Below are 25,459 nucleotides of genomic sequence, written 5' to 3' on the forward strand. Positions count from 1 at the left end.
GAGATCTGTCCACGCTCATTTTAGATAATTTATAAAGAAAATCGCAAAAGGGGTTCGGAATGAAACCATTCCGAACCCCTTTTGTCGACGATCTGGAACCGTGGAATAATCCACGGTTCTTTTTTAAAGATTTTATGATAATTGTTTTAATACTACAGCCTTCGCATAAATCTTCTCTAATTCTATAAATAACTGCTCTAATTGTATAAAAGCATGATATTGTGTTGGTTTTTTTAATATAAAGGTTAATCGTTCTTCACAATTCACTGGTTTTCTCAGAAGCTTATCAATTTCCATACCTTTTATATCTAAGCTTTTCACAGGTTGTTTATTTAGCCAAAATAAACTAATAATAAATAATGAAAGCAGTTTGATTAACAAATCCTTATTAGGTTTTCTAGATCTAAACCCCTCTTTAATTTGATTCATCAAGCTATGTTGCAACTCAAATATCTCTTGTAGTACAAATGTGGGAGTTTTCCATGGTTTATAAGATGAAGCTTGGTTTATATTAAAAAGAATATCATAATAAAATGGTTCACGCTGAAGGACTTCAACTAATTGAGTTGTTTCATTGAAAGTTATAAATCCTCCACAATTCTTATCAAAAGGAGGAAATAAAAACGCAGCAGGTATTTTCTGTAGCTTATTTGGCATTTGCTACTTTCACCTTTTTCATACGTTTTTGACCTTCCCTACATAAGTGAAGTAGTGGGCAGCTATTACAATTAGGTGATTGTGCTTTACAATGATATCTACCAAAAAAGATTAATCGATGATGTGTATCAGACCACTCTTCCTTTGGAATTTTTCTCATAAGTGTTTTCTCAACCTCGAGAACAGAATCCTTCCATTTGCATATGGCTAGACGCTTACTAACTCTTTCAACATGTGTATCAACAGCAATGGCTGGCACGCCAAATGCTACTGACATTACTACATTAGCTGTTTTCCTGCCAACACCAGCTAGTTTTGTAAGCTCTGTGTGATCATTTGGAACCACACCATTATAATGTTCTAACAATGTTTCACACAGTTTTCGAATATTTTTTGCTTTATTTCTAAATAAACCTATTGATTTTATATCATTTTGTAACTCCTCTAATGATACAGCCAAGTAGTCTTCAGGTTTTTTATATTTTAGAAATAAATTCTTAGTTACCTTATTTACTAAAGCATCGGTACATTGTGCAGATAAAGCTACAGCAATAACGAGTTCAAAAGGATTTTCGTGAACTAGTTCACAATGTGCATCTGGAAACATTTCTGTCATTGTGTCTAAGCACTCACGGATTTGTATTTTGGTTAACATTTTTTCACCTGCTTATCTAGTTAGACTAATTAATTTAAATTGTTTAATACATTTACAAATTCATCCTCTTTTGTTCCACATGGAAAAATTGTGTGGTTTAGCTTTCTAACCAGTTATAAAAAGGTACTTTTCGTTGATAATCTTCATTATTATCAGATTGCTTTTGAATGTTACTTCCTTGGTTTTGACGAAACTTTTTTGAATGATTTCTTGCTTGATCAATAGTTCTAATACCATTCTTTTTCCATTCAAATAAAATTCTATCTATATAACGGAAATTTAATTTACCAGACATAACAGCTTCTCGCAACGCTGCTTTAATAATTACTGGATCATAATCATCTTGATCAATCCATATTGCCAATGATTCACATTCGAAAGGAGACAGTGGTCGTCCAAACTCATTTTCGAAGACACTATACAAGCTCATATCTTCTTCATTGTTTTGCTCCTGCTCTTTTTCTATATTTTCTTTCATCAAATAAGTATATAATTTATCCCAAAGTGGTTTTAAAGAATAGTATTCACAAAGTAACCTGTTTTCTTCGCTTTCTTCTATTATTAAAAATCCTTTTTGAATTAAGGTTCTTAAAATGGATGTACATGTAGATGTAGATATTGTCATATGATCGGATATTTCAGTAGGAGTTGGAAATTGATTTCCTGTTTGTTTGAATTTAATTACTTGGAGTATAACCATGAATTCTTCTTCATTAATACCTAATTTTGCATAATAATTAAACAAAATCACTGGAATAGATACATGTCCAGTTTCTTGAAGATAAATAAATTGTTCTTTGTTCATAAAAACACCTCGCTTTTTAGTATACCATGATGAGCTATTTCTTTGTATTAAATAGATTTATGTTGTTATTGCCAATTTAAAGCTTATTTTTGAATTCCATTATTGGCATTTGCTTGTATCCGGGAAGAAATAAGTATCTTTTTACTTATCCCGCATGACTTCCAATTTTATATTAATCAACGTTGATCTTAGCCCTACCATTCGGGAAATAATCGAAAAACAGCCAAATAAAAAACCGACTCTTAAAAATTACAAGAGTCAGTTTTAGCTATAAGTTAAGGATAAAGCCTATTTAATAGACGTGGGAATGGAATTGTTTCTCTTACATGCTCAACGCCGCTTAACCAAGCAACGGTTCGCTCAAGTCCTAAACCAAATCCAGAGTGTGGGACTGAACCAAATTTTCTAAGCTGTAAATACCAATCATAGGCAGCTTCATCTAGCTCATGTTCACTCAAACGTTGCTTAAGTAGTTCAGCATCATGTATACGCTCTGAACCACCTATAATTTCCCCATAACCTTCTGGTGCAATTAAGTCAGCACATAGAACAACATCTTCTCTATTTGCATCGGGCTGCATATAGAAAGGTTTTAGGCTAGTCGGATAATGAGTGATAAATACCGGCATTTCATAGCTTTCTGCAATTGCTGTTTCATGAGGTGCACCGAAATCGTCTCCCCATTTAATTTCATCAAAGCCTTTTTCATGAAGGAATTTTATCGCATCATCATATGTGATACGTGGGAACGGAGCTTGAATTTTCTCCAATTTAGAAAGATCTCTACCTAATGTATTTAATTCTAATTTGCAATTCTCCAAGACACTTTTAATGATATAAGAAACATAATTTTCTTGAACCTGTAAATTATCTTCAAATTCATAAAAAGCCATTTCTGGCTCAATCATCCAAAACTCAATTAAATGACGTCTTGTTTTTGATTTTTCAGCTCTAAATGTTGGTCCAAATGAGAACACTTTCCCAAGTGCCATTGCTGCTGCTTCCATGTAAAGTTGTCCACTTTGAGAAAGATAAGCATCTTCATCAAAATACTTTGTGTGGAATAGCTCTGATGTCCCTTCTGGAGCACTACCAGTTAAAATAGGTGGATCCACCTTTACAAAGCCTTCTTTATTAAAAAATTCATACGTTGAACGAATGATTTCATTTCTAATTTTCATAACGGCATGCTGACGTTTTGAACGTAACCAAAGGTGACGATGATCCATTAAAAATTCTGTACCATGTTCTTTCGGTGTAATAGGATAATCCACTGATTCTGATATAACACGAATATTTGTAATACCTAGCTCATACCCAAAAGGTGAACGCTCATCTTCTTTTACAATACCGGAAACATATATAGAAGTTTCTTGAGTAATTGATTTTGCTTTTAGAAAAATTTCCTCTTCAACTTCAGCTTTAACAACTACACCTTGAATAAAACCCGTTCCATCTCTTAGTTGTAAAAAAGCAATCTTTCCACTTGATCTCTTATTTGCCAACCATGCACCTATTGTTACTTCTTGTCCTACAAACTTACCTACTTCAGCTATCGTTGTTTTCACGTAATAATTCCCTCCAAAAAGCTACGATGTCTATCTAATTTATGTTTTATGTACGTTACATTATCCTATTATACTTATTTTAAAGTTGTGTAGCAATGAAGTGTACTAAAGCATAAAAATGTCAGACTTTTCTAATAGTGACACAGCAGATACATCACTTAAATTTATCATTTTTCACTGCCATATGTTTAATAATTTCTCCGTTACTAAAATGGACATAATCAAATGTATAGCGATCAGATTGGTCCTTGTATTTAACTTCCCATATTGGAATATCTTCATCCATTCCAAGTTTAACATTAATAAGTTTCTTTACATTATATTCACTTTTTACTGCCTGGATTGCTTCTTCCTTTGTAATTCCTGATGATTGCTTTTTAATGACAACCTCATCCAAATCATTTTTGTCCTTTTTTTGTTCTTTAGTTAATAGTGGTATCCAGGCATATACAGGTTCTTTGTTTACATTTTCCCCTGAAATAATATGGTATTTAATATTACCATTGTAAGTATCAATGGTATCTATTGATGTTAGTTTTCCTTTCTCTAATGCAATTTCTTTTGAATGTTGATGACCTTCATTATATTGGCTTCTCGCTGTATTATAAATTGATGCAAATAACCAAATACTAGTAATGATAACAAGCAATATAATGATTAGTGCAATGATTGTTTTTTTCCCCATCTATGTCACTTCCTTTATGTACGATAAATGGTAAATACAGCTTTTGTTTGATCATCTTGGTCAAGTGCTAATCCAAACATTAAATCTTCTCTTTTTAATGTACGATTTAACACATCCACAACCTTGTAGAGATCATCAGAATGATCAATCGTAACAGTTGATAAAATTTCAATTTTACTTTCCATGACAAATTCCTCCTACATCAAACAAATATTGTTACTTATATGTCTGTTCCTACTGGATACAATAACATTACAACAACATATCTATTGTTGTACCATGATCTATTATAACAGTTGAACACACACTTTAGCGCAAAATAAATTTCTCCTAACCCACACCATTTAACGGCCGATTCTGATGAATCGGCCAATTTTTTTAGTTAATCCATTCCTCAATTAAATGGGTGAGTTCGTGCATTGGTTTTTTCTCAATATCTAGATCTGGTAAAGATAGTAAAAACTGTTTTCCGTATTTCGTTGAAACGATACGATTATCTAAAATGAATAGTATTCCTTTGTCATTTTCATTCCTAATTAGCCGTCCAAATCCTTGTTTGAAACGTAATATTGCTTCTGGAAGTGAAAAATCATAAAAAGAATTCTTTCCTTGTTGTTCAAGTAATTTACTTTTCGCAGAAACAGTTGGCTCGTCAGGTGAAGCAAATGGTAATCTGACAATCATCAATGCCTTTAAGTCATCTCCTGGAAAATCTACACCTTCCCAGAAACTATTTGTGCCAAGTAAAATTGCTCGTTCATACTGTCTAAAGTTTTTTGTGATCCGAGAAGGACTTCCACTTCCCGTGCCTTGCCCCATAATTACAAAGTCCACTAAAGTAATATCTTCTTTTAATAGGTAATATGTTTTTCTAAGCATCTCAAACGAGGTAAATAAGACAAGAATCTTACCATCTGTAATTTGAGCCACACTTCCTATATTTGCTGCAATTGCTTCTGAGTACTCATCAGTTGTAACTTCATTTACCATGGGCATATCACTTGGAATAAATAATTTAACTTGTTTCTTATATGGAAAAGAGGACTTAAGTTGAACTTCTTTTGGAAATAAATCATTTAACCCAAGTGTTTCAATCATATATGAAAAAGAATTTTTAATTGTCAAAGTAGCAGATGTTAAAATGACACTTTGTTTCTGAGCAAAAAATTCATCAGCTAAATAATCTGCAACCTGTATAGGTTGTGCATAAACAGAAACTGCATTTTTTGCTCCTTTTGAATCAATTTCAATCCACTTAACAATTGATTCATCTTTCTCAAAAAACAGATATTCAATTGCGTCCTTATATTGTTTAATAAGTAACTGATGTTGATTAAATTCCTCTAGTATAAGATTATTCCTTATCGATAATTCTTCTTTATTAATACTGTCTAGGTGATTAAACCATTTTTGTAGAAGCATTTGATAATCATTCATTAAAAATTGAATTCTTTTTACAAGTTCAAGAAGCGAATTCCAACTACGATTATTTTCTAGATCAGGATCGTATTTATAGGAAGAACGGTTTAAGACAGGATCATTTCGTCTTTTGTATACATATGCATGTAATCCAGAGAAAAATAAATGGCTCTCCTCTTGTAATTGTACAAATACACTATCTAATTTTTGTGGAATTGACATTTTCTCTTTTAAACATTTTTCTTGAAGTTGTTTGAATTTATTTATTAAACCATTTGAAGTCGAAAGTCCTAAACGATTTAACATAGTATGTATATCTAAATAACTTAGTCGTAATCCAAATTGTTCACTTGCTACTCGATGTAAATGATGTGCTTCATCAATTATGATTTCATCGTACTTTGGCAAGGTTTGATCTTTTCTCTGAATGTCAGATAAGACCATTGCATGGTTAGTAATGATTACATTAGCTTCTTGAGCTTTTTTCTTTGCACGCTGGTAAAAGCAATAAGAGTAAAATGGGTTATTTTGAAAAGATGATCGATCAACATGTAGTTGCTCCCATAGCGCTCTACCACCTGAAGGAAGATTTAATTCATCTAAGTCTCCAGTTTCTGTTTCAGTTAACCAAATCAGTAATTGTGCCTTACTCAATATAAAATCATAATTATCCTCTTGTTCATGTAATGATTGCTCAAATTTTTGCAAACAAAGGTAGTGACTTTGACCTTTTAAAATTGCAGCAGATATATGAAAAGGCAGGACCTTTTGTAAAAAAGGAATATCTCTCTCAATCATTTGTGTTTGTAAAGTAGTTGTATACGTACTAACAACCACACTTTTATTTTCTTGCTTAGAAAACAGTAAAGCAGGGACTAAATAACCTATAGTTTTCCCACTACCTGTAGGAGCCTCTATTAAACTGTGCTGATGTGAACAAAGAGCATGATCAACCTCACTCATCATTTTCATTTGTTCAGGACGAACATGATAATCTTCAATAACGTCTGTCATTTGACCATCATGATTCTCAAACAATGTTGCTATTTGTTCAAAGCTATATTCTGATTCTGATTTATCATAATCAACACTAGTTTCTTCTATTTTCTTTATTGCTAAAGATCTTACTGTTTCAAGATCAGATCTTTCAAATCCACTTAACTTAACTAATTTCTCAGCAATTATATCATCTAGTTCTTCCTCAAAATCACTAATAAAAGATCTAGATAATTTAATTAACTGTTTAAGCGTAAGCAAAGGTAAGCATTTTATTTTATTGTATATGCGGATAAATAACAAAGCAGTTGCTTCTGCATCACTATCTGCTCGATGTGGATTTTCATGAATCATATTAAACTTTACACTGAGGTCAGATAATTTATAGCTATTTTCTGTTGGAAACACTAATCTAGCCAATTCAACTGTATCTAAAACTGGCCCTGAAAATTGATATCCACATTTTTTTAGTTCTTCTTGTAAAAAAGACAAATCAAAATATACATTATGAGCTACAAAAAAAGAATCATCCAGTAGCTTTATAATCTCTTCAGCAATCTCTTCAAACGTAGGCGCATTTTCAACCATTAAATTAGTAATTCCGGTTAATTGTTCTATAAAGACAGGGATTTTTTGCAGTGGATTCACAAAGCTCATGTAACGATCAACTATTTGTCCATTTTCAATGACAACGGCAGCGATCTGTATTATTTTATCACCCTTTTTAGGTGCATTTCCTGTTGTTTCTAAATCTAATACAACGTATCGTTGTTCATTCATAAATAACACCTCAATCATTATCTAAAACAATTAATATTGAAGTTATTTTGTACCTCCATGCTTTTTTAGTACATAAACGACCATTCTTTTATATGTTTCGTAAACATATCCTTATCAAGTTAAGGATATGTCACATTATATTGATTTCCATTAAAGGCATTTCATCCTTTAGGAATTATTATTCCCTCAGTCTGAATGCCTACTCGCATGTTACACACCTAATGGGCAGCTAGAAGATGACTGCTTTTTTAGTATGGAGTACAATATCATATTTTTAAATAATTAACATCGTGGAATATTAACATAGAGCTTTAACATAACCTAATAAAAAAAGTTTAAACTATCTTAATTTAACTATATCATATGACACAAAAAAAGGACTGACTATAAGTAAAGTATATCAGTCATGTTTTATAAACAAACATCCCAATATACAATTAAAAGTCAGATCCTAATGTATGATTACATTATAGTTGCTGCTGGTTCGTGTCCAAGCATTTCAACTATATTATTTTTTTCGTCCATTATAGCAATTTTCGGTTTATGATTTGCTAGTTTATCTTCTGAAACTAACGTGTAAGTTAAGATTATGACAACATCATTTTTTTGAACGAGTCGGGCTGCAGCACCATTTAAGCAAACAACTCCACTACCTCTTTCACCAGCTATAATATAAGTTTCAAAACGAGCACCATTATTATTATTAACTATTTGGACCTTTTCATTTGCTACCATTCCAACAGCATCTATTATATTCTCATCTATAGTGATACTTCCAACATAGTCTAGATTTGCTTCTGTTACACGAGCACGATGTATTTTAGCATTTAACATTGTACGAAACAATTTGCTCTCCCCCAAGTTCATTCATCTATTTATACTTATTTAAGGCTTTCTTCCAATCTTTTAGAGGAAAAGCCCTAATTAAAAAGTGATATTCTTAAACTTCAATCGTTATATTATCAATTAGCCTTGCATTTGTAAACTTAACAGCTAGGGCAATAATTACCTTACCAGAAATTACCGATATTTCTTTTAATTCAGGGTAAGAAAGAACCTCAACGTAATCTATTTTACCAGTAGTTTTATTTGTAAGGATTTGTGAAACCATTTCTTTAATAGAACTAACATCTCGTTCTCCATCTCTAATTGCATCTGCTGCACTCAATATACTTTTATATAATGTTGGAGCTTCCTTGCGCTCAACATCATTAAGATAAACGTTTCTTGAACTTTTTGCAAGACCATCTTCTTCTCGAATTGTTGCAACAGGAACAATTTCTAACGGGAAATGAAATTCGCTTATTAAACCTTCAATTACTGCAACCTGCTGAGCATCCTTCATCCCAAAATATGCTTTATCAGGGGTAATTAGATTAAACAGCTTAGTTAACACTGTTGCAACACCATTAAAATGGCCTTCTCTTGATTTGCCACACAGCACGTCAACACGATCACTCACATTAACTGTATAAGAAGGAACACCTGGATACATTTCATCTATATGAGGACTAAAAATCAAATCAACACCAGCTTCTAGTGCAAGCTGTTCATCTCTTTTCATATCTCTAGGATAAGAATCAAAGTCTTCAGTAGGACCAAACTGAAGTGGATTAACAAAGATACTTAGTACAACTATTTGATTTTCTTTTTTTGCTTCTTCAATTAGCTTCAAGTGACCTTCATGGAGAAACCCCATAGTTGGGACAAAACCAATCGTTTTGCTGTTTGTTTTATATTTTTCTATCTCATGTCTTAACTCACATTTTGTTTCAACTATTTTCACTTTACTATCCCTCCATATAGACTATGGAGCTCTTCTTTTTTCATATTAAACGCATGTTTTTCTTCAGGAAATGTTCTTGTTTTCACTTCATTAATATATTCACTAATAGCTTTATCAATTGTTTCTGAGAGAGTAGCATATTTCTTAACAAATTTTGGAACGTGTCCCAAACCATATCCTAATAGATCATGATAGACCAATACTTGACCATCTGTCTGACTACCCGCACCAATCCCGATCGTTGGAATTGTTAATACATTAGTCAATTCCTCTGCTAATTGCTGTGGTACACATTCTAGTACCAAAGCTATTGCACCAGCTTCTTGGCATTTTATTGCATCATCAATTAATTTTTTTGCTGCTTCAGCATTTTTTCCTTGTACTTTATAACCACCCAGAACATTCACCAATTGAGGTGTTAAACCTAGATGTGCTATAACTGGGATACCACCAAAAGTAAGCGCTTCAATAACAGGAGTTACACCATCTGCACCTTCAACTTTTACTGCATCAGCGCCACCCTCTTGCATGATTCTTGCAGCATTTTTCATTGCTTCTTCTTTAGATAGATGATAAGACATAAATGGCATGTCAGTTACAACAAATGTTTCTTTTGCACCGCGTTTGACAGCTTTTGTATGATGGATCATATCATCTACTGTAACAGGTATAGTTGAGTCATAGCCAAGAACAACCATACCTAAAGAGTCACCAACTAAAATCATATCTACACCAGATTTCTCCGCTTGCTTCGCACTAGGGAAATCATAAGCAGTAATCATGCTAATTGGCTCTTTGTCTTTTTTCATTTTTATAAAATCAAGTCTTGTTTTCAAAATATTTCCCCTCCTAAATCTAACTAACCATAGGTTGCCTTTGTAAGAGGAGATGAAACACCAAAGGAAATATATTAAATTAAAAAAACCCTCTTTTCGACAAAGAAAGAAGGATTTGTAGTATACACAAATATTGGTTTTCATCCCTCTGTCCTAGTCCTCCATGGATCAAGGCAGATATAAAATTTCAAGATTGTTTCCTCATATATTACTTCATTGTAAAGACATTAACTCAATGATTCATAAGGTGTAGTTCTTTAAAAGATACTACCCAAGGGAAGTATAGCAGAAATATTTGTTAAATACCATAAGTAGTTATCACAACTTTTATAATCAAACTTTTTTTATTGGATCTCAATATCTGCTGAATAAATTTCTTTGATGGAGCCATCAGACAATTCAATCAACAAAACTCCTTGATCATTGATGCCAATTGCTTTTCCTTGAAAAGATCCATTCATGGTTCTAGCTACTATTTCTTTATTTAGACTTATTGCATAAGATTCCCATAATAACTTAATTGGTTTAAATCCTTGCGTCATATAAAGTAAATATAATTTTTCAAACTTTAAAAGCATTGTTTGAATAAATGAAGCACGTTCCCATTGGATACCAGTTTCGATTTTTAACGAAGTTGCAATATTTTGCAACTCTTCTGGAAAGTCTTCAAGTTTCTGGTTCACATTAATCCCAGTTCCAATAATGACTGAATGAACTTGATCAGCTTCAGCTTGTAATTCAGTTAAAATCCCTACTACTTTTTTTCCATTGATCAAAATATCATTCGGCCACTTAATGTCAGGTTTTAGCTTTGTCTCTTCTTCAATTGCTTGAACAACAGCAACTGCTGTTAAAAGTGTTAATTGAGGTGTAGAATGAATTGGTATATTGGGACGAATGATCATACTCATCCAAACACCTGTCCCACTTGGAGAAAACCATGACCTCGACATTCGACCGCGCCCGCTTGTTTGTTGATCTGCGACAACTATTGTTCCTTCTACTGCACCTTCTGTTGCTAAAGATTGTGCAATTTTTTGTGTTGAACTAACGGTTTGTTCAAAATGAATATTTCTACCCATCATCTTTGTTTTTAATCCTAATTGGATTTCGTTGTCACTAACTTTATCTGGCTTTTTTGCAATTCGATATCCTTGTCTTCTTACCGCTTCAAGTTCGTAACCATCTTTTCTTAACTCTTCTACATGTTTCCATACAGCAGTTCTTGAACAACCAATAAGTTCACTAATTTTTTGACCTGAAATAAACTCTCCATCTGCTTCCGAAAAAGCTTTTAGTAACTTTGTTCGAAGTTCTGATTGCAACTTAACAGCCACTCCTTTATCGCCACCCTATTATTTTCGAGTTCATACTTTAGAATAGCTATTTCTATCGCATTGATTGCTTTTGTAACCCATGGTCCAGGTTGTTTATTCATAACTTCGATAATTTCTTTACCTGATATATTCAAATCCTTTTTATCTTTAATTGGAAGGCTCTTATATAGAGACCTTACATTATTAAGATTGACTTCTAAAGATCCACATTCACCAAGTAACGAATGGATTCGTTCTGCAGATAGTGCGGTATCAATCCTCGCCTCATATATCAACAATTCTGTCCAGTTTTGCCCATTTAATAATAACTGGAGATAATTAAGATTTTTTTCTACCGCTTTAATTAATTTTACAGGTAATTTCCAGCTCCTTAAAAATACTTCTACTGAGATTGGTTTAATAAAGTAAGAAATAGTCGTCCAAAGTTCTTCTCTATTTGTAATAAGTGTAAAATCAAATACTAAAAGATTATTTAACTCGTCTTGTTTGTGTACTAGACCAGGTAAAAAACTATACACTTCACACTCTAGTAATAGCTTTAAAGCTTCTTGAAAGTTATCACCGAAGAGAAGCTTCTCAATTTCAATTACTTTTCTTTCCGTTGAAATAGATTCTAATAAATGAGCATGATCTCTTATGGCTATTTGAGTAGTAATGGACAAAGAAAAACTTAACTGGCTTACAAACCTAACGGCTCTTAACATTCTTAAAGCATCCTCTGTAAATCTTTCAGATGCTTTTCCTACCGTTTGAATATGTTTTTTATATAAGTCTTCTTTGCCATTAAAATAATCTATAATTTCACCATCAATATCCATCGCCATTGCATTTATCGTAAAATCTCTTCTTTTTAGATCTTCTTTAAGTGAAGAAATAAATGAAACTGACTTAGGTCTTCTAAAGTCTTCATACTCTGTTTCAGTGCGAAACGTTGTTACTTCATAAGGTGTTTCATTATGTAATACTATAATCGTCCCATGTTCTGCCCCTACATCAATTGTTTTTCGAAAGAGCTTTTTTATTTCATTTGGTTTTGCAGAAGTAGCAATATCTACATCACCGATCTCTCTTTCAAGAAGAAGATCTCTTACAGATCCCCCCACATAAAATGCTTGATAACCTGAACTTATCAGTTTTTCAAGAATGGGCTTAGCCTCAATAAAGGAAGAATTCATATTAACTCCTTTTTATAACAGATCGTAATAAATTGATTCATATTGAGATACGATTTCGTCTGAGTGGAATGTATGTTTCGCTAGGTATGTTGCATTTTTTGCCATTTCCATATGTAACTCTTTATTCATAAGTATTTCGAGAGCCTTGAAAGCAATTGCTTCTATATCTCCCACTTCACAAATATAACCTGTCTCACCTTCTATTATTACTTCTGGAATACCACCAGCGTTTGTTCCAATACACGGAACACCACATGCCATAGCCTCTAATAAAACTAAACCAAAGCTCTCTTTTTCTGATAATAATAGCATTAAATCACTTAATGAATATAACACCTCTAAATTATCTTGTTTGCCTAAGAAAAGGACAGACTCTGATAAACCCAGCTCTCTTACAAGCTTAGTTACATATGACATCTCAGGTCCATCACCAACTAGTAACAACTTTGATTTTAGTTTTCGCTTAATTTTTTGGAACGTGTAGATAACATCCTGAACTCTTTTTACTTTGCGAAAATTAGAAACATGAATAATAACCTTATCATCTTTGTCAATACCAAACTCTTCTTTAAGATTTACTGTATCTTTTTTATAATAAATACGGTCATCTACAAAGTTATATACGGTTGAAATCTCTTTATTCGGTTGAAATAATTCATTTGTTTGTTGAACTAAGGCATTTGAAACAGCTGTAACTTTATCAGATGATTCAATTCCGAATTTGATCAGTTCTGATAAGGATTCATCATAGCCTAGAACAGTTATGTCTGTACCATGAAGTGTTGTAACTATTTTAAGATCATTCCCTACCATTTGTTTAGCTAAAAATGCACAAATGGCATGAGGAATTGCATAGTGTACATGAAGTAAATCAAGTTCTTCTCTTTTCGCAACCTCTGCCATTTTACTAGCTAAAGCCAAATCATAAGGTGGATACTTAAAAACTGAATACTGATTTACCTCAACTTCATGAAAAGTTATATTACAGTAAACTTTATTTAAACGGAAAGGTAAACTTGATGTGATAAAGTGAATTTCATGTCCTTTTTCAGCTAGTAATTTCCCAAGCTCTGTAGCAACAACCCCTGATCCACCTACAGATGGATAACAAGTTATACCTATTTTTAATTTTTTCTTCATACGTTCTCACCTATTAAGTCCTCTGATAGCAAAATTGGTTTCTTCGTTATAAATCCCTCTGCATACATTACACCAACCTCTTTGCCATAAAGTCGTTCTCTACTTTCCACTGCATCTATATAACCATTTGTTAGCGGTGTTTTGGTAGAGCCTTCTGTCATATCAAATTGACTTTTATATGCTTTTAAGCTATCAATTTTATTTTTGATTTCTTTACTGATATCAACAACAAAATCAGGCTTATGAAAGCCATTGATCATATAATAATGAAGATTCCTTACACGGTGAGCGGAATTGTTTCCTTCATCGTGAAACTTTCTAATACCCGCAGAAAACACAGCTTCTTCTACAAGCCTTGCGCAATTTCCATGGTCAGGGTGCCGATCTTCAAAATAAGGAACAAAAACAATTTTAGGTTGATATTCTCTAATGATTGTGACAACCTCTTTAATCGATGATTCTGATAAGAATAATCCTCTGTCTGGTAAAGATAATTGAACTCTCTGTAAAACACCTAAGATACTTGCTGCTTGCATTGCTTCTTTTTGCCTATTATCAACTGTTCCATTTGAAGATAATTCAGCCATAGTTAAGTCACATATTCCAATTTTTAACCCCTTTTTTGAAAACCTAGAAATTGTTCCTCCCATGCCAATTTCAACATCGTCAGGATGGGCACCAAAAGCTAAAATATCAAGTTGTTTACTCATTTCTCTCTCCCGTATCTATAGGGGAAAAACAGAAAATCTAGTAACAAAATTTTTAATTTTATTACTAGCTTCTCCAATCAACTACCCCTTATCGTTTTTACTTATTATCTTGTTCATGTACGACATCTCGCCAATGTAAATCACCACGGTCTAATCCTCTTACTAAAATTTCAGCTGTTCCCATATTAGTTGCTAAAGGAATAGAATATACATCACAAAGTCGAATAAGAGCCGTGATATCAGGCTCATGTGGTTGAGCTGTTAAGGGATCTCTAAAAAAGAGAACCATATCCATTTTGTTTTGCGCGATTAATGCACCAATTTCCTGATCACCACCAAGTGGACCTGAGCGGAACCTGTGAATACTTAAACCTGTTGCTTCTTGAATTCGTAAGCCTGTTGTACCTGTTGCAAATAATTCGTGATCAGTAAAAATTGGTTGATATGCGGTTACAAATTGTACTAAATCTGTTTTCTTTTTATCATGAGCAATTAAGGCAATTTTCATATTTGAACTTCCCCTTTATTCAATAATATTTTCTAGTCCATAAACGAGCAAATCAATTTTCATTACATTTTCAACAGCCAACTTAACACCAGACATGAAGGAAGCACGATTATACGAATCATGACGTAGTTTCAATGTTTGTCCATCTCCACCAAATAATACCTCTTGATGTGCGATTAATCCTGGCAGACGAACACTATGTAAACGAATACCTTTAAAGTTTGCTCCTCGAGCTCCCTCAAGGGTTTCTGCTTCATTTGGATGTCCCTGTTGCTTTTCTTCTCTAACAGCAGAAATCATTTCAGCTGTTTTCAACCCTGTACCTGAAGGTGCATCAAGTTTTTGGTCATGATGTTGTTCTATAATTTCAACATCTTGAAAATATTTAGCAGCCATTTGCGAGAATTTCATCATTAAGATGGCACCAATAGCAAAGTTAGGAGCTATAATTGCACCAATCCCCTTTTCATTTGTTAACTCTTCAAGTTCAGCTAAATCACTTTCTGAAAAACCAGTTGTACCAACAACAGGTCGCACACCATTTTCTAAAGCTTTTTTCGTATGTATCTTTCCAATTTCAGGGGTTGTTAAGTCTATTAATACATCAGGATTTGTTTCAAAAAAGCATTTGTCAATATCTGAATAAATTGGAACATCAACTTCAAAACCAGAAAGCTCCTTCAGACTCATTCCATCATATTTATGATCAACAACTGCAACGAGAGAGAAATGTTCAGTTTCTTCCACTAACTTTACAGCTTCACTTCCCATTCTTCCTCTCGCACCTGCTATAACGATTTTAATTGTTTCCATTTTATTAACTCCTTTATCTTGACTTGGTTAAATTAGCTTTTAGTTCAGCTAACACATGCACTTTTGGTCATATCTTGTATCTCGTCAACTTACTAGGGTCCTTGTTTATGATGGAGGAGTCTAGTCTATTATTTTCACTAAATTAAGAAAGTAACATAAACTCAACTTAAAGAAATACCATTGTTTATTCTTTAATTCTTGTCCAACGGTCTTTGTCTCTTGTGTTGAATTTATCCATCACTAAATTATGTGATTCCTCGAGATCTATATTTAATGAATTAGCTAAACAAATTAAAACAAACATAACATCACCAAGCTCCTCTTCAATTTTCTTTTCCTTTTCTGAAGATTTCTTTGGTTTTTCACCATATGTATGATTAATTTCTCTAGCTAATTCTCCTACTTCTTCTGAGATTCTAGCCATCATGGCTAGAGGTGAGAAATATCCTTCTTTAAATTGACCTATGTATGTATCCACTTCTTTTTGAAGGTCATTCATGCTTTTACGTTCCAATGGTATCACCTCTTCTACTTTTCTATTTCATGTTAGCTAAAACAAGGTAATTTTACAATTATTTCGTCACGTTTTTATCAAAATTTGCACCTTGACTTTTTATCATCTATAATATTTAAGCTATGATTCAATATATGGGGGTGTTTATTATGTTATCTGAAATTCGTTTTAAAAATATTCTTTTTATATTAATTGGTTCAGGGATCTTTGGGTTTGGTCTTGTTCATTTTAATATACAGAACAATTTAGCAGAAGGTGGCTTCACAGGTATTACACTATTGCTGTACTTTCTTTTTAGTATTGATCCATCAATATCAAATTTAGTACTTAACATTCCATTATTTATAATCGGCTGGCGTGTTTTAGGAAGAACCTCTTTCATCTATACAATCATTGGTACGGTGAGCCTTTCCTTATATTTATGGATATTTCAGCAGTATCAAATAAGTATGCCACTAAAGGATGATCTAACACTTGCTGCCCTTTTTGCAGGTCTTTCGATTGGAATTGGATTAGGTATTATTTTTCGTTATGGAGGCACAACAGGTGGAGTCGATATCATCGCTAGACTATCACATCGTTATTTAGGATGGAGTATGGGGAAAACAATGTTCCTATTTGACTTATGTGTAATAACGGTGTCTTGGATTACCTATTTATCCTACAAGGAAGCCATGTACACACTAGTTGCAGTGTTTGTAGGAGCACGTATAATTGATTTCATGCAAGAAGGAGCATATGCAGCAAAAGGAGCAACGATCATTTCACGACATTCAGAAGATATTTCAAAAAGAATCATGGAAGAAATGGATCGTGGGGTAACCATTTTAAAAGGACAAGGCTCTTTTTCTAAGCAGGATCAAAATGTTTTATATTGTGTTGTTGGCAAAAACGAAATCGTTCGTTTAAAAAATGTCATAACATCTATTGATCCACACGCATTTGTTGCTGTAAGTGATGTACACGATGTATTGGGTGAAGGATTTACATTAGATGAAAATAAGAAGCCATTAACAAAGTAATTAGCAGTATTACATAATTTAAGCTGATTAAATGATTTAAGCAACTCGTCAAATCATTCAATCAGCTTTATTATTTAGGACACTAATTCATTTTATTCTTTTTCCGTTTCTCTCTTCGTTTCTTTTTTCTTTTCCTTTTCTCCTAGGTACTTTTTCCACCCTGAATAAGATAGAGCTAATAATATAACACTTCCTGTCGATATCATTACCCATAATAGAGATGGATCTGCTTCATCCTCTTTTATTCTTTCGAAAATTGCTTTTAATTCTTCTTCCATAACATCCAGTTGCTTTGTACGACTTGTAACAGGGATATCTTCAAACAATTTATCTTCTACAACTGAGATATGAACATCCATTCTCTTAATTCTCTCATTATCTAGATCTACTTGAATACTGGGATATATGACTTCATATAAAGCTAAAAACTCATTAAAGTCATGCTGAAATGATTGTTTATCTCCTTCCTGGATATCACTTTTCATTTGTGAAAAGGTAGCCATAATCGAAGATTCCATTGCTCCCCATAGCGGTTGATGCTCTGAGACCATAGCATCTACTACAAGTCTAAACTTTGTTAATGTACGGACTTTCTCTTCGATGCTAATTTGATTATTTAACACTACTTCTTGTGCATTTTTATATGTACTAGTAATTGTCCGGTAATCATCTAGAGATATAAAATTCCGATCAATTGGTATCTCTTCAAACTTAACGGCAAAATAAGATAATAGTTGGGCAGACTCGCTAAAGCGTTCTTGCTTTGCTAGTTGCAATGCTGTGTCAGAGATCTCATTTAGTGATTCCCAATCATAGTTTTCTTCTGCAAATGCTGGTTTTATATGAATCACCAATATTCCTAATATGAGAGCGAATATTATTTTCTTCATCCTTGTCCCCCCTAGAGCTTCTATTAAAAACGTATGATAATTTGGACAAGGATAGACCATTTTTTTTATTAAATTACGTGATTTATTATTCATGGAAAGATTATTTTCTTCATGTTGAATTTATATTATTCTGAAGTATATAGAAACCTTTAAAGCCTATTAAGTAAAGTCATGTGTAGTTGTTTTAAGGTAGATGGGAAAGGCATATGAAGAAACTTCATAGTAAAAAAAGCCTAGCAATTTTAGCTAGACTTAAGGTAGTTGAAGTTGATTTGTTTTCTGTTTTAACACTAAGAAGTATGCAATCAAAAGTGAAATAATACTTAACCAAAATGTCATATAACCTATTTCACTTATATAGTTCATTAAAAGGCTATATTTAGGCATCATTCCAAAAACATAGTCAATTACATCATTGTGAAGAGTCCAAATAGCTGCAATTAATAAATGCCTTAATTTAAATCGGTAATACGGGGAATATAAAAGTCCTTGAATAGCCATACCAAAGTGAGACGCGATTAACATATACCCTTGCCAAGGTAATGTGCCATTAATTTGTAAAACTAGTAAGTTCATTATTACTGCCCAAATACCATATTTAAATAGGGTAACGATTGCTAATGCTTCGATAAGTGGCAAGTTCTTTTTCATCAGAAAGCCAATTATGACAATTAGAAAAAAAAGACTAGCTGTAGGACTATCTGGTACAAAAATATAAAAATGAGCTGGGGTTTCTTTAAGTTGATCTCCATACCAGTAATATCCATATACAGTTCCAAAGAAATTTATGAATAACATGACAATTAAAATAGGCTTCTGTCCTAATAGATATTGAAACATTTTCATTTTTTCACACACCAGACTTTTCATATGTATTTTATGTAGGTTGATTTAGTGAATCCATTGTAAAACTATCTTTCAAAAAGGCTGTATTCGTAATGTTTTTTGCTTTTAGTCATATAAAAAAACAGCACCGAATAAAGTCTAGTGGCATCTTTTCTTCTTAGAATAGTACTTTTTAATGATAAAACCATGTTACTAACAGGAAATTAGGTTAATTAGCAACAATTCTTCAAAAAAGAGTCTTACAAAAAAAAGCTGACAAATGTCAGCTTTTATTTCGAAGTAACACCAGAAATGAATTCTGATAATACTTTTAACTCTTCATCAGTGCCTTTAAACATACCAGCAGGCATATTCCCCTGCCCATTCTTAGCAATGTCAGCAATTTTATCAGGCTCTAACCCATTATCAACAAGGGCTTTACCAGCTGCTCCACCTTCAAGATTATCACCGTGACAAGAAATACATCCTTGTTCTTGGTAAATTGCATATCCTTCAGACTCTTTATCAATATCAGCTTCTACTTGGATTTTCCCTTGCTCAGCAGCTGCTTCCCAGTCATGTGTAACAACTGATTCCCAAGTTAGATAAAAAGTTGCAGCAACACCTAGTATCATCATACCAACAGCAACAGGACGTTTAGCAGGACGACGTTCAGAACCGCGATCTAAAAATGGTGCAAGCATTAATGCACCGAATGCAAGACCCGGTATAACAATTGCTCCCATAACTGTATAAGAACCAGCAGCAAATTCATACTTTAGTAATTGGTATAAAAATAAGAAATACCAGTCTGGTAGTGGAATATATCCAGCATCAGTAGGATCAGCCACACGCTCTAGTGGTGATGGATGGGCTACTGTTAAACATAAAAATCCGATTAAAAAAACAGCACCTACTAACCATTCCTTTAGAAGGAAGTTTGGCCAGAATGCTTCTGTCTTCCCTGGGAATTCCGAGTAATCTTTCGGAATATTTGGCTTTCTCTCAGCAGGAACACGAGAGTCGCCAACAAATTTCATACCTTTTCCGCGATGCATAATTTCCCCTCCTTACTAAGGTGGTTTACGAAACTAATAATAAGTTCATAAAAATTGATTTTCACTAAACTCTTATAGTGGACCAGAAATACCTTGTTTACGAATCATTACAAAGTGAGCTGCCATTAAACCAAATAATGCAGCAGGTAAGAAAAAGACATGGATTGCAAAGAATCTAGTAAGTGTTTGTGCACCTACGATTTCTGGGTGTCCAGATAACAATGTCTTAATAGTAGGTCCAATGAATGGAACGGATTCCGCAATTTGCAATGTAACTTTTGTAGCAAACAAAGCTTTCATATCCCAAGGTAATAGATAACCTGTTAAACCTAAACCAAGCATGATGAAGAAAATTAGTACTCCAACAACCCAGTTTAACTCACGTGGCTTTTTATAAGCACCTTGGAAGAATACACGCAATGTATGTAAAAACATCATAACGATAACTAAACTAGCTCCCCAGTGGTGCATTCCTCGAACAATTTGACCAAAGGCTACTTCATTTTGCAAATAGAATACTGATTCCCAAGCATTCTTAATATCTGGTACATAGTACATTGTTAAAAACATACCAGAAAGAATTTGTATAACTGTAACAAAGAATGTTAATCCGCCAAAACAATAAACGAAAGCGGAAAAATGGTGTGCAGGGTTAACGTGTTCAGGAACTTCATGGTCAGCAATATCGCGCCACATCGGCGTAATATCTAAACGTTCATCAACCCAATCATAAATTTTGTTTAGCAATAGATTACGCCTCCCCTCGTGGTTTTGCTTTACCTAAGAATAAATAGCCGTCCTTAACTGCATGTTGATATACATCAAGCGGTGCAATTGGAGGTGTTCCTTTAACATTAGTCCCATCTTTTTCGTATCTTCCATAGTGACATGGACAGAAAAATTGGTTCGGGTTAGCCGGGTCATTATTCCAGCCAACTGTACATCCAAGATGTTTACAGACTGGTGATAACGCAGTGATTTTGTCTCCACTTTTAAAAACCCAAGCTGACCTTGTTTCTTCTGATTCATACCAAGCGTCTTTTTGTTTGATTTTAAAGTCAAAGCGTTGAGGTTCTTCTGTTATTTCGTCAACACTAACTACTTGCACTAGGTCTGTTTCCTCTGCTGGTCGGAGCACAGGGTCAAGTGCGAAGCGAACCATAGGCATTAGCATACCTGCAGCCATGAAACCGCCTACACCAGTAAGCGTGTAGTTTAAGAATTGACGTCTAGAAACTCGATGTTTTTTCTCGCTCATCATTTTCCCCCCTCTATCTTAAGCTCAGTCCGTTTAGGACATACGGAAATGATATATAAAACTAGGACATACTCATGATATATCAATCTGGGAGTGAGGTCAATAAAATCCTGATTTTGAATTCTGGAAATGAAAAGGTTTTTATTATTTATTCCAAGATTGTAATAAAATGTTCAAAATTTGTTCGACTTGATCCTGTAAAAGCTTTCGTTTCAATTGTTCGTCCATGTGCTCAAAGGGAACAGTTGGTAACCACATAACGTGATCAGCTATCATATCAGACTTTTTTTCTTTAATCGATTCATCACTAGTAAGGAAAATGATATACTTAAATTCTTTTTGTATCTCATTTTTCCATTCTTCCAACTTATTAATAACTTGATTGTCATTCTTTAAATAAGAAAACTCAGGAAAAAGAAAAACCCTTCCTTTTAATTGTCTTTCTAATTCTGTACTAACAAAATGAATAAACTCTCCTTTAGCAACAGTGCTTTTAAAATTAGAATCTAAAGATATAGGAATTAACGGCACAATAGCTGTATCTACATACTCCTTAGATTGACTATATTTATCTACATCACTTGAAACCCACTTCATTATTTCCACTCCCTATATAATTTAATAATAAATCCATTATATAGGTTGTTTGATTATTTGTTAAATATAACAATGTCTATGCATAACTATACTTACCAAAAGACTATAGATATATTTGATATTTCTTTTACGCGAATTCTCCTTTACAGGAGCAGAAGTCTCCTGAGCTTGTTTGAAGAAGAGCTCAGGAGGTTTTACAATAATTAGCCTTATATATGACAGAAGTCATAATAAAGAGGCTGACATATGAGTCAGCCTCTTTATTAAATAACATTGCATACTAATTATTATTAAGCGTGATTAACTGTTCAGTTAACTTTTTAAAACTTTCTTTATCTTGCTTATCTAGCGCCTCATCGATTAACTGAAGAAGCTTTTCCTTTTGAAAGCTTTGGATGGAATGCTCTAGTACTTTTTCTGCTACTTCACGATCTTTTTCATTTTCATGAAGATGCTCTGGCATAAAAGGATTAGATTCGAGAACTGCTGCATATTGTGGTGATTGATAAGAAGACCTGAAATTTAATTGAATAAAGAGTTCCTCCTCTTTATTTAAACGGATGTCATGAAAAGATTTTTCTGCGTCTGTTGTCATAACATTCTCTTTATAAAAGCGAAACGGCACTTCTTCAACACAATGAGTAGACATAATAATTCCTCTCGGACAGTATTGTGCTTGTTCAACAAAATGAACATTTTCCATCAAGGTATCATGACTCATTAAATAATTTAAGATCCACACACATTCTCTTCTTTTCAGTTGATAATGATTTAAGAACCACCTGATGAAATCTTTCTTTTCATGGACAGATACAGGGGCCACCATACAATTCCCTCCTCTGCAGTTCATTGTTTCTTACTTTGATAATTCCACAAAGTGAAAATGAAATCCTTCTTATATCACTTAAAACTCATCTTCTAATTGTAACAAAATCTCACCTATTTCGACATTCGAAGGATCTTGCTTAATGATTTGTTCAAAGATACTCTTCGCTTCTTGCCTCTTTCCTTCTTCCAACAGGAAATATCCGTATTCATGTAGAAATTCTTGTTGTTCCTTGAAAAAATTATATGCAACATGGTAATGATTTAATGCCTGTGTATAATCTTCTTTTTGATGAAAAGCTCGTGCTAAGTTCCATTCAAACTGAGGATCTTCTTCACCATATTGTTTACTAATACTGATTAAATCAATTACATCATCATATCTTTCTTGTTGTAAAAAGATATGTGTTAGTGTTATTGCCGCCTCAATATGACCTGGATCAATCGCAAGAGATTCCCTAAGTAGACCCTCAGCATCATCCATCTGCCCGAGCTTAATGGCTATTTTACCTCCAAAAAGAAACAACTCTTTATTATATTCATCAACTTTTATTCCTTCTTGTACTGTACCAAGACTCTCTTCTAAAAGGCCTTCATGTTCATATGACTTGGCCAAATACAAGTATAAGGACGAGAATTGAGGATCTGCTTCTTTTAGCTTTATAAATTGTTGAATAGCCGTTTTATAAAAACCACCTTGAAATGCTGTAAAACTGTAGCCAAAAAGACTATGAGCATCTTCATGTTCTGTTATTCCTTGCTCATAATATTCCAAAGCTTCTTCAAATTGACCAACTGCACTTAAACATTCAGCTAGTCTTAACTTAATATGTACACCAGATATCAACTGATGTTCAACCACCGTGTTTTGATAAAAAGGAATTGCATGCATATACTTGCCCTGGTGGAAATAAAATTCACCTAAAGCAAAATCAATAATCCGATCGTCGGGTAGTAAATCCTTTGCCTCTTTTAATTTTTGCTCACTTACCTCAGCCAGTCCTTGCATCTGATATAGATCTGCTAAAAGTAACAGCGCCTGAGGATACGCTTCATGATCTACAGTGATCATATTTAATAGATCTATCGCTTCTTCCTCTTTTTCCATATCTAAATTGATTTCCGCTAAAAACAATGTAATTTGTGTTTCGTCAGGATAAAGAAAGTGTAGTTCTTCAATCATATTATGAGCTTTGTCTATAATTCCCCATTGATAATATTGATCTGCTAAATGCAGTTTTTCTTCATCATGAAGAGTAGGTTCAATATTCTCTAGCAGGTTTAGTCCTGTTTCTGTTTCACCCTTGTTTACAAGATTGATTGCTTCGTTTAGTACTGAGTTCAACATACATAATCCCTTTCTTATACAGAAAAATAGTTTGTTACTAGAACAGAAAATTTTTTATGTAGATTAAAAATCCAAAAAGATACATAAAAGGTGCTATCATGATAGAAAAATGACATTAGACATTATAACGTGCATGATTATCTTAGTAAAAGGTATACACAAAACATTCTATAATGACATTCACTATACTTTATCATACATCAAAGAGAGATTTGATGTGATATAAAACGACCTGAAATCGGTATAAAACATTCTTCACCTATACCTGGATTAAATGTAATTTCTCCATTTATATTTATTAACTTTCCTTGATGAATAGTAAACATAGGAAGTATGCTACTATTCATTATTGGTTGCCCGTCAGTATGGTATTTTATATCATCTAGATTATACAAGTTATAATTAACTTGTCCACCTATTCTAATATCACCCTTTTCAGGATATATACCTATTGTCATTAACTCATCTCTCGTTAATGTTTCTCCTTCTGTTAATTGATATGTCAGAGAAGAAATTCGATTTTCTTTCATATGCTTAACCCAATTTTTCAATATTTTTTGGTTTACATTACTTTTATACAGTCCTTCTTCTATGCTAGGAATCAGTGTAATTGGGTTTGAAAACATCGCATCTCTTATCCACCCCCATGATTTTCCATCTAAACAATCATCCTCACTCAGTTCAACAAATACAACTGATATATTATGCTGTCTTAACTTTCTAAGTAATGAGGGCTTTAAAAGTTTAAAAGGAATCTTTACACCTATATAGTAGTCAATCGGTGAATTAATCATAAGCTGTCTTCTTTGTTTTAGTTTTGGTAGCAGATCTTGTTCTTTTTCTAATGAGGTTACTGTTAATAATGTTGTACATCCTTTTTTAACATATTTCTCGATCATATGTTGTTTGAATTCTTGAAAGTGAAGTAAAGATTGAAGAGAAAAATCAAGCATAACATATCCTGGGGTTAATAAATATGAACTCATGTCCATTCTTATAAAACGGTAATTATTTAAAGATGACTTCATAAACTCTATTTTGTTTTCCTTTATTAATAACGATGTCTTAGTTGTACCATTTGATTTTAACAGTGTTGCATGTTCAATGATATAACTCATTCCTTTTGCCCCCTTTCATCCTCTTAAGACAAGCTATGAAAGAAGGTATTCATTTATGCTTAGTTTAGAACTCACTTAGAATATTTAGATCTTTTAATAGAAGGCTATGTAAAACTTTGTTGTTGATTTTCGTT

Annotated in this window: 27 protein-coding genes; 1 reads left to right on the forward strand and 26 read right to left on the reverse strand. The window is 33.2% G+C overall.

The window, feature by feature from the left end:
• Positions 1-132: 132 nt before the first annotated feature.
• From JOC75_RS11610 to JOC75_RS11690, 17 genes are all read right to left on the reverse strand, one after another.
• On the reverse strand, positions 133-657 hold the full coding sequence (locus JOC75_RS11610; RefSeq protein WP_204954243.1) for a YpoC family protein: 525 nt from the start codon (positions 655-657) through the stop codon (positions 133-135).
• Positions 647-1,312, reverse strand: a complete 666-nt coding sequence (nth, locus tag JOC75_RS11615) for an endonuclease III (RefSeq protein WP_204954244.1) — start codon at positions 1,310-1,312, stop codon at positions 647-649. Before nth ends, JOC75_RS11610 begins: the two co-directional genes overlap by 11 nt.
• 97 nt (positions 1,313-1,409) lie before the next feature.
• A complete protein-coding gene (locus tag JOC75_RS11620) occupies positions 1,410-2,117 on the reverse strand; it encodes a DnaD domain-containing protein (protein ID WP_204954245.1) in 708 nt (235 codons plus the stop codon).
• Positions 2,118-2,392: 275 nt separating this feature from the next.
• Complete coding sequence (gene asnS / locus JOC75_RS11625) at positions 2,393-3,685, reverse strand: asparagine--tRNA ligase (RefSeq protein ID WP_204954246.1); 1,293 nt, start codon at positions 3,683-3,685, stop codon at positions 2,393-2,395.
• A gap of 154 nt (positions 3,686-3,839) precedes the next feature.
• The gene (locus tag JOC75_RS11630; RefSeq protein WP_204954247.1) at positions 3,840-4,370 is read right to left on the reverse strand and encodes a cell wall elongation regulator TseB-like domain-containing protein; all 531 of its coding nucleotides are present in this window, start codon (positions 4,368-4,370) and stop codon (positions 3,840-3,842) included.
• A gap of 14 nt (positions 4,371-4,384) precedes the next feature.
• Positions 4,385-4,555, reverse strand: coding sequence for a YpmA family protein (locus tag JOC75_RS11635; RefSeq protein ID WP_204954248.1), 171 nt, complete (start codon positions 4,553-4,555; stop codon positions 4,385-4,387).
• A gap of 193 nt (positions 4,556-4,748) precedes the next feature.
• A complete protein-coding gene (gene dinG / locus JOC75_RS11640; RefSeq protein WP_204954249.1) occupies positions 4,749-7,565 on the reverse strand; it encodes an ATP-dependent DNA helicase DinG in 2,817 nt (938 codons plus the stop codon).
• Between the two features lie 462 nt (positions 7,566-8,027).
• Positions 8,028-8,411 carry an aspartate 1-decarboxylase gene (gene panD / locus JOC75_RS11645; RefSeq protein ID WP_146946117.1) on the reverse strand — a complete coding sequence of 128 codons (384 nt, stop codon included), beginning with the start codon at positions 8,409-8,411 and terminating at the stop codon, positions 8,028-8,030.
• A 94-nt stretch (positions 8,412-8,505) separates the two neighbouring features.
• A complete protein-coding gene (panC, locus tag JOC75_RS11650) occupies positions 8,506-9,351 on the reverse strand; it encodes a pantoate--beta-alanine ligase (protein ID WP_204954250.1) in 846 nt (281 codons plus the stop codon).
• Positions 9,348-10,187, reverse strand: a complete 840-nt coding sequence (gene panB, locus JOC75_RS11655; protein ID WP_204954251.1) for a 3-methyl-2-oxobutanoate hydroxymethyltransferase — start codon at positions 10,185-10,187, stop codon at positions 9,348-9,350. The genes panC and panB overlap by 4 nt, the downstream gene beginning before the upstream one ends.
• A 344-nt stretch (positions 10,188-10,531) precedes the next feature.
• Positions 10,532-11,512, reverse strand: coding sequence for a biotin--[acetyl-CoA-carboxylase] ligase (locus JOC75_RS11660; RefSeq protein WP_204954252.1), 981 nt, complete (start codon positions 11,510-11,512; stop codon positions 10,532-10,534).
• Positions 11,482-12,699 carry a CCA tRNA nucleotidyltransferase gene (locus JOC75_RS11665; RefSeq protein WP_204954253.1) on the reverse strand — a complete coding sequence of 406 codons (1,218 nt, stop codon included), beginning with the start codon at positions 12,697-12,699 and terminating at the stop codon, positions 11,482-11,484. Before JOC75_RS11665 ends, JOC75_RS11660 begins: the two co-directional genes overlap by 31 nt.
• Positions 12,700-12,711: 12 nt before the next feature.
• On the reverse strand, positions 12,712-13,839 hold the full coding sequence (bshA, locus tag JOC75_RS11670; RefSeq protein ID WP_204954254.1) for an N-acetyl-alpha-D-glucosaminyl L-malate synthase BshA: 1,128 nt from the start codon (positions 13,837-13,839) through the stop codon (positions 12,712-12,714).
• Positions 13,836-14,549, reverse strand: a complete 714-nt coding sequence (bshB1, locus tag JOC75_RS11675; protein WP_204954255.1) for a bacillithiol biosynthesis deacetylase BshB1 — start codon at positions 14,547-14,549, stop codon at positions 13,836-13,838. The genes bshA and bshB1 overlap by 4 nt, the downstream gene beginning before the upstream one ends.
• Before the next feature lie 97 nt (positions 14,550-14,646).
• The gene (mgsA, locus tag JOC75_RS11680) at positions 14,647-15,057 is read right to left on the reverse strand and encodes a methylglyoxal synthase (RefSeq protein ID WP_146946123.1); all 411 of its coding nucleotides are present in this window, start codon (positions 15,055-15,057) and stop codon (positions 14,647-14,649) included.
• Positions 15,058-15,072: 15 nt separating this feature from the next.
• Positions 15,073-15,870, reverse strand: coding sequence for a 4-hydroxy-tetrahydrodipicolinate reductase (gene dapB / locus JOC75_RS11685; RefSeq protein WP_204954256.1), 798 nt, complete (start codon positions 15,868-15,870; stop codon positions 15,073-15,075).
• 184 nt (positions 15,871-16,054) lie between these two features.
• On the reverse strand, positions 16,055-16,369 hold the full coding sequence (locus JOC75_RS11690; protein ID WP_204954564.1) for a nucleotide pyrophosphohydrolase: 315 nt from the start codon (positions 16,367-16,369) through the stop codon (positions 16,055-16,057).
• A gap of 164 nt (positions 16,370-16,533) precedes the next feature.
• Here JOC75_RS11690 and JOC75_RS11695 point away from each other — a divergent pair, with 164 nt between their 5' ends.
• Positions 16,534-17,406, forward strand: coding sequence for a YitT family protein (locus tag JOC75_RS11695; RefSeq protein WP_204954257.1), 873 nt, complete (start codon positions 16,534-16,536; stop codon positions 17,404-17,406).
• Positions 17,407-17,498: 92 nt separating this feature from the next.
• Here JOC75_RS11695 and ypjB read toward each other — a convergent pair whose 3' ends face one another.
• The 9 genes from ypjB to JOC75_RS11740 all read right to left on the reverse strand — a co-directional run bounded on the left by ypjB (position 17,499) and on the right by JOC75_RS11740 (position 25,325).
• Positions 17,499-18,296 carry a sporulation protein YpjB gene (gene ypjB / locus JOC75_RS11700; RefSeq protein ID WP_204954258.1) on the reverse strand — a complete coding sequence of 266 codons (798 nt, stop codon included), beginning with the start codon at positions 18,294-18,296 and terminating at the stop codon, positions 17,499-17,501.
• 252 nt (positions 18,297-18,548) lie between these two features.
• Positions 18,549-19,142, reverse strand: coding sequence for a lipoprotein heptaprenylglyceryl N-acetyltransferase LhaT (lhaT, locus tag JOC75_RS11705; RefSeq protein WP_204954259.1), 594 nt, complete (start codon positions 19,140-19,142; stop codon positions 18,549-18,551).
• A gap of 269 nt (positions 19,143-19,411) precedes the next feature.
• Entirely contained in the window at positions 19,412-20,179 is a 768-nt protein-coding gene (locus JOC75_RS11710) for a menaquinol-cytochrome c reductase cytochrome b/c subunit (RefSeq protein WP_204954260.1), read from the reverse strand.
• Positions 20,180-20,251: 72 nt separating this feature from the next.
• Complete coding sequence (gene qcrB, locus JOC75_RS11715) at positions 20,252-20,926, reverse strand: menaquinol-cytochrome c reductase cytochrome b subunit (RefSeq protein WP_146946130.1); 675 nt, start codon at positions 20,924-20,926, stop codon at positions 20,252-20,254.
• A gap of 4 nt (positions 20,927-20,930) precedes the next feature.
• Positions 20,931-21,437, reverse strand: coding sequence for a Rieske (2Fe-2S) protein (locus JOC75_RS11720; RefSeq protein WP_146946131.1), 507 nt, complete (start codon positions 21,435-21,437; stop codon positions 20,931-20,933).
• Positions 21,438-21,581: 144 nt separating this feature from the next.
• A complete protein-coding gene (locus tag JOC75_RS11725) occupies positions 21,582-22,034 on the reverse strand; it encodes a YpiF family protein (RefSeq protein WP_204954261.1) in 453 nt (150 codons plus the stop codon).
• A gap of 280 nt (positions 22,035-22,314) precedes the next feature.
• Positions 22,315-22,860 (reverse strand): ReoY family proteolytic degradation factor, encoded by a 546-nt coding sequence (locus tag JOC75_RS11730; RefSeq protein ID WP_146946133.1) that lies wholly within the window; start codon positions 22,858-22,860, stop codon positions 22,315-22,317.
• A gap of 78 nt (positions 22,861-22,938) precedes the next feature.
• Positions 22,939-24,207 (reverse strand): tetratricopeptide repeat protein, encoded by a 1,269-nt coding sequence (locus JOC75_RS11735; RefSeq protein WP_239589437.1) that lies wholly within the window; start codon positions 24,205-24,207, stop codon positions 22,939-22,941.
• A 200-nt stretch (positions 24,208-24,407) separates the two neighbouring features.
• Positions 24,408-25,325, reverse strand: coding sequence for a hypothetical protein (locus JOC75_RS11740; RefSeq protein WP_204954262.1), 918 nt, complete (start codon positions 25,323-25,325; stop codon positions 24,408-24,410).
• Positions 25,326-25,459: the final 134 nt, after the last annotated feature.

The organism is Metabacillus crassostreae (assembly GCF_016908395.1).
Classification (GTDB): domain Bacteria; phylum Bacillota; class Bacilli; order Bacillales; family Bacillaceae; genus Metabacillus; species Metabacillus crassostreae.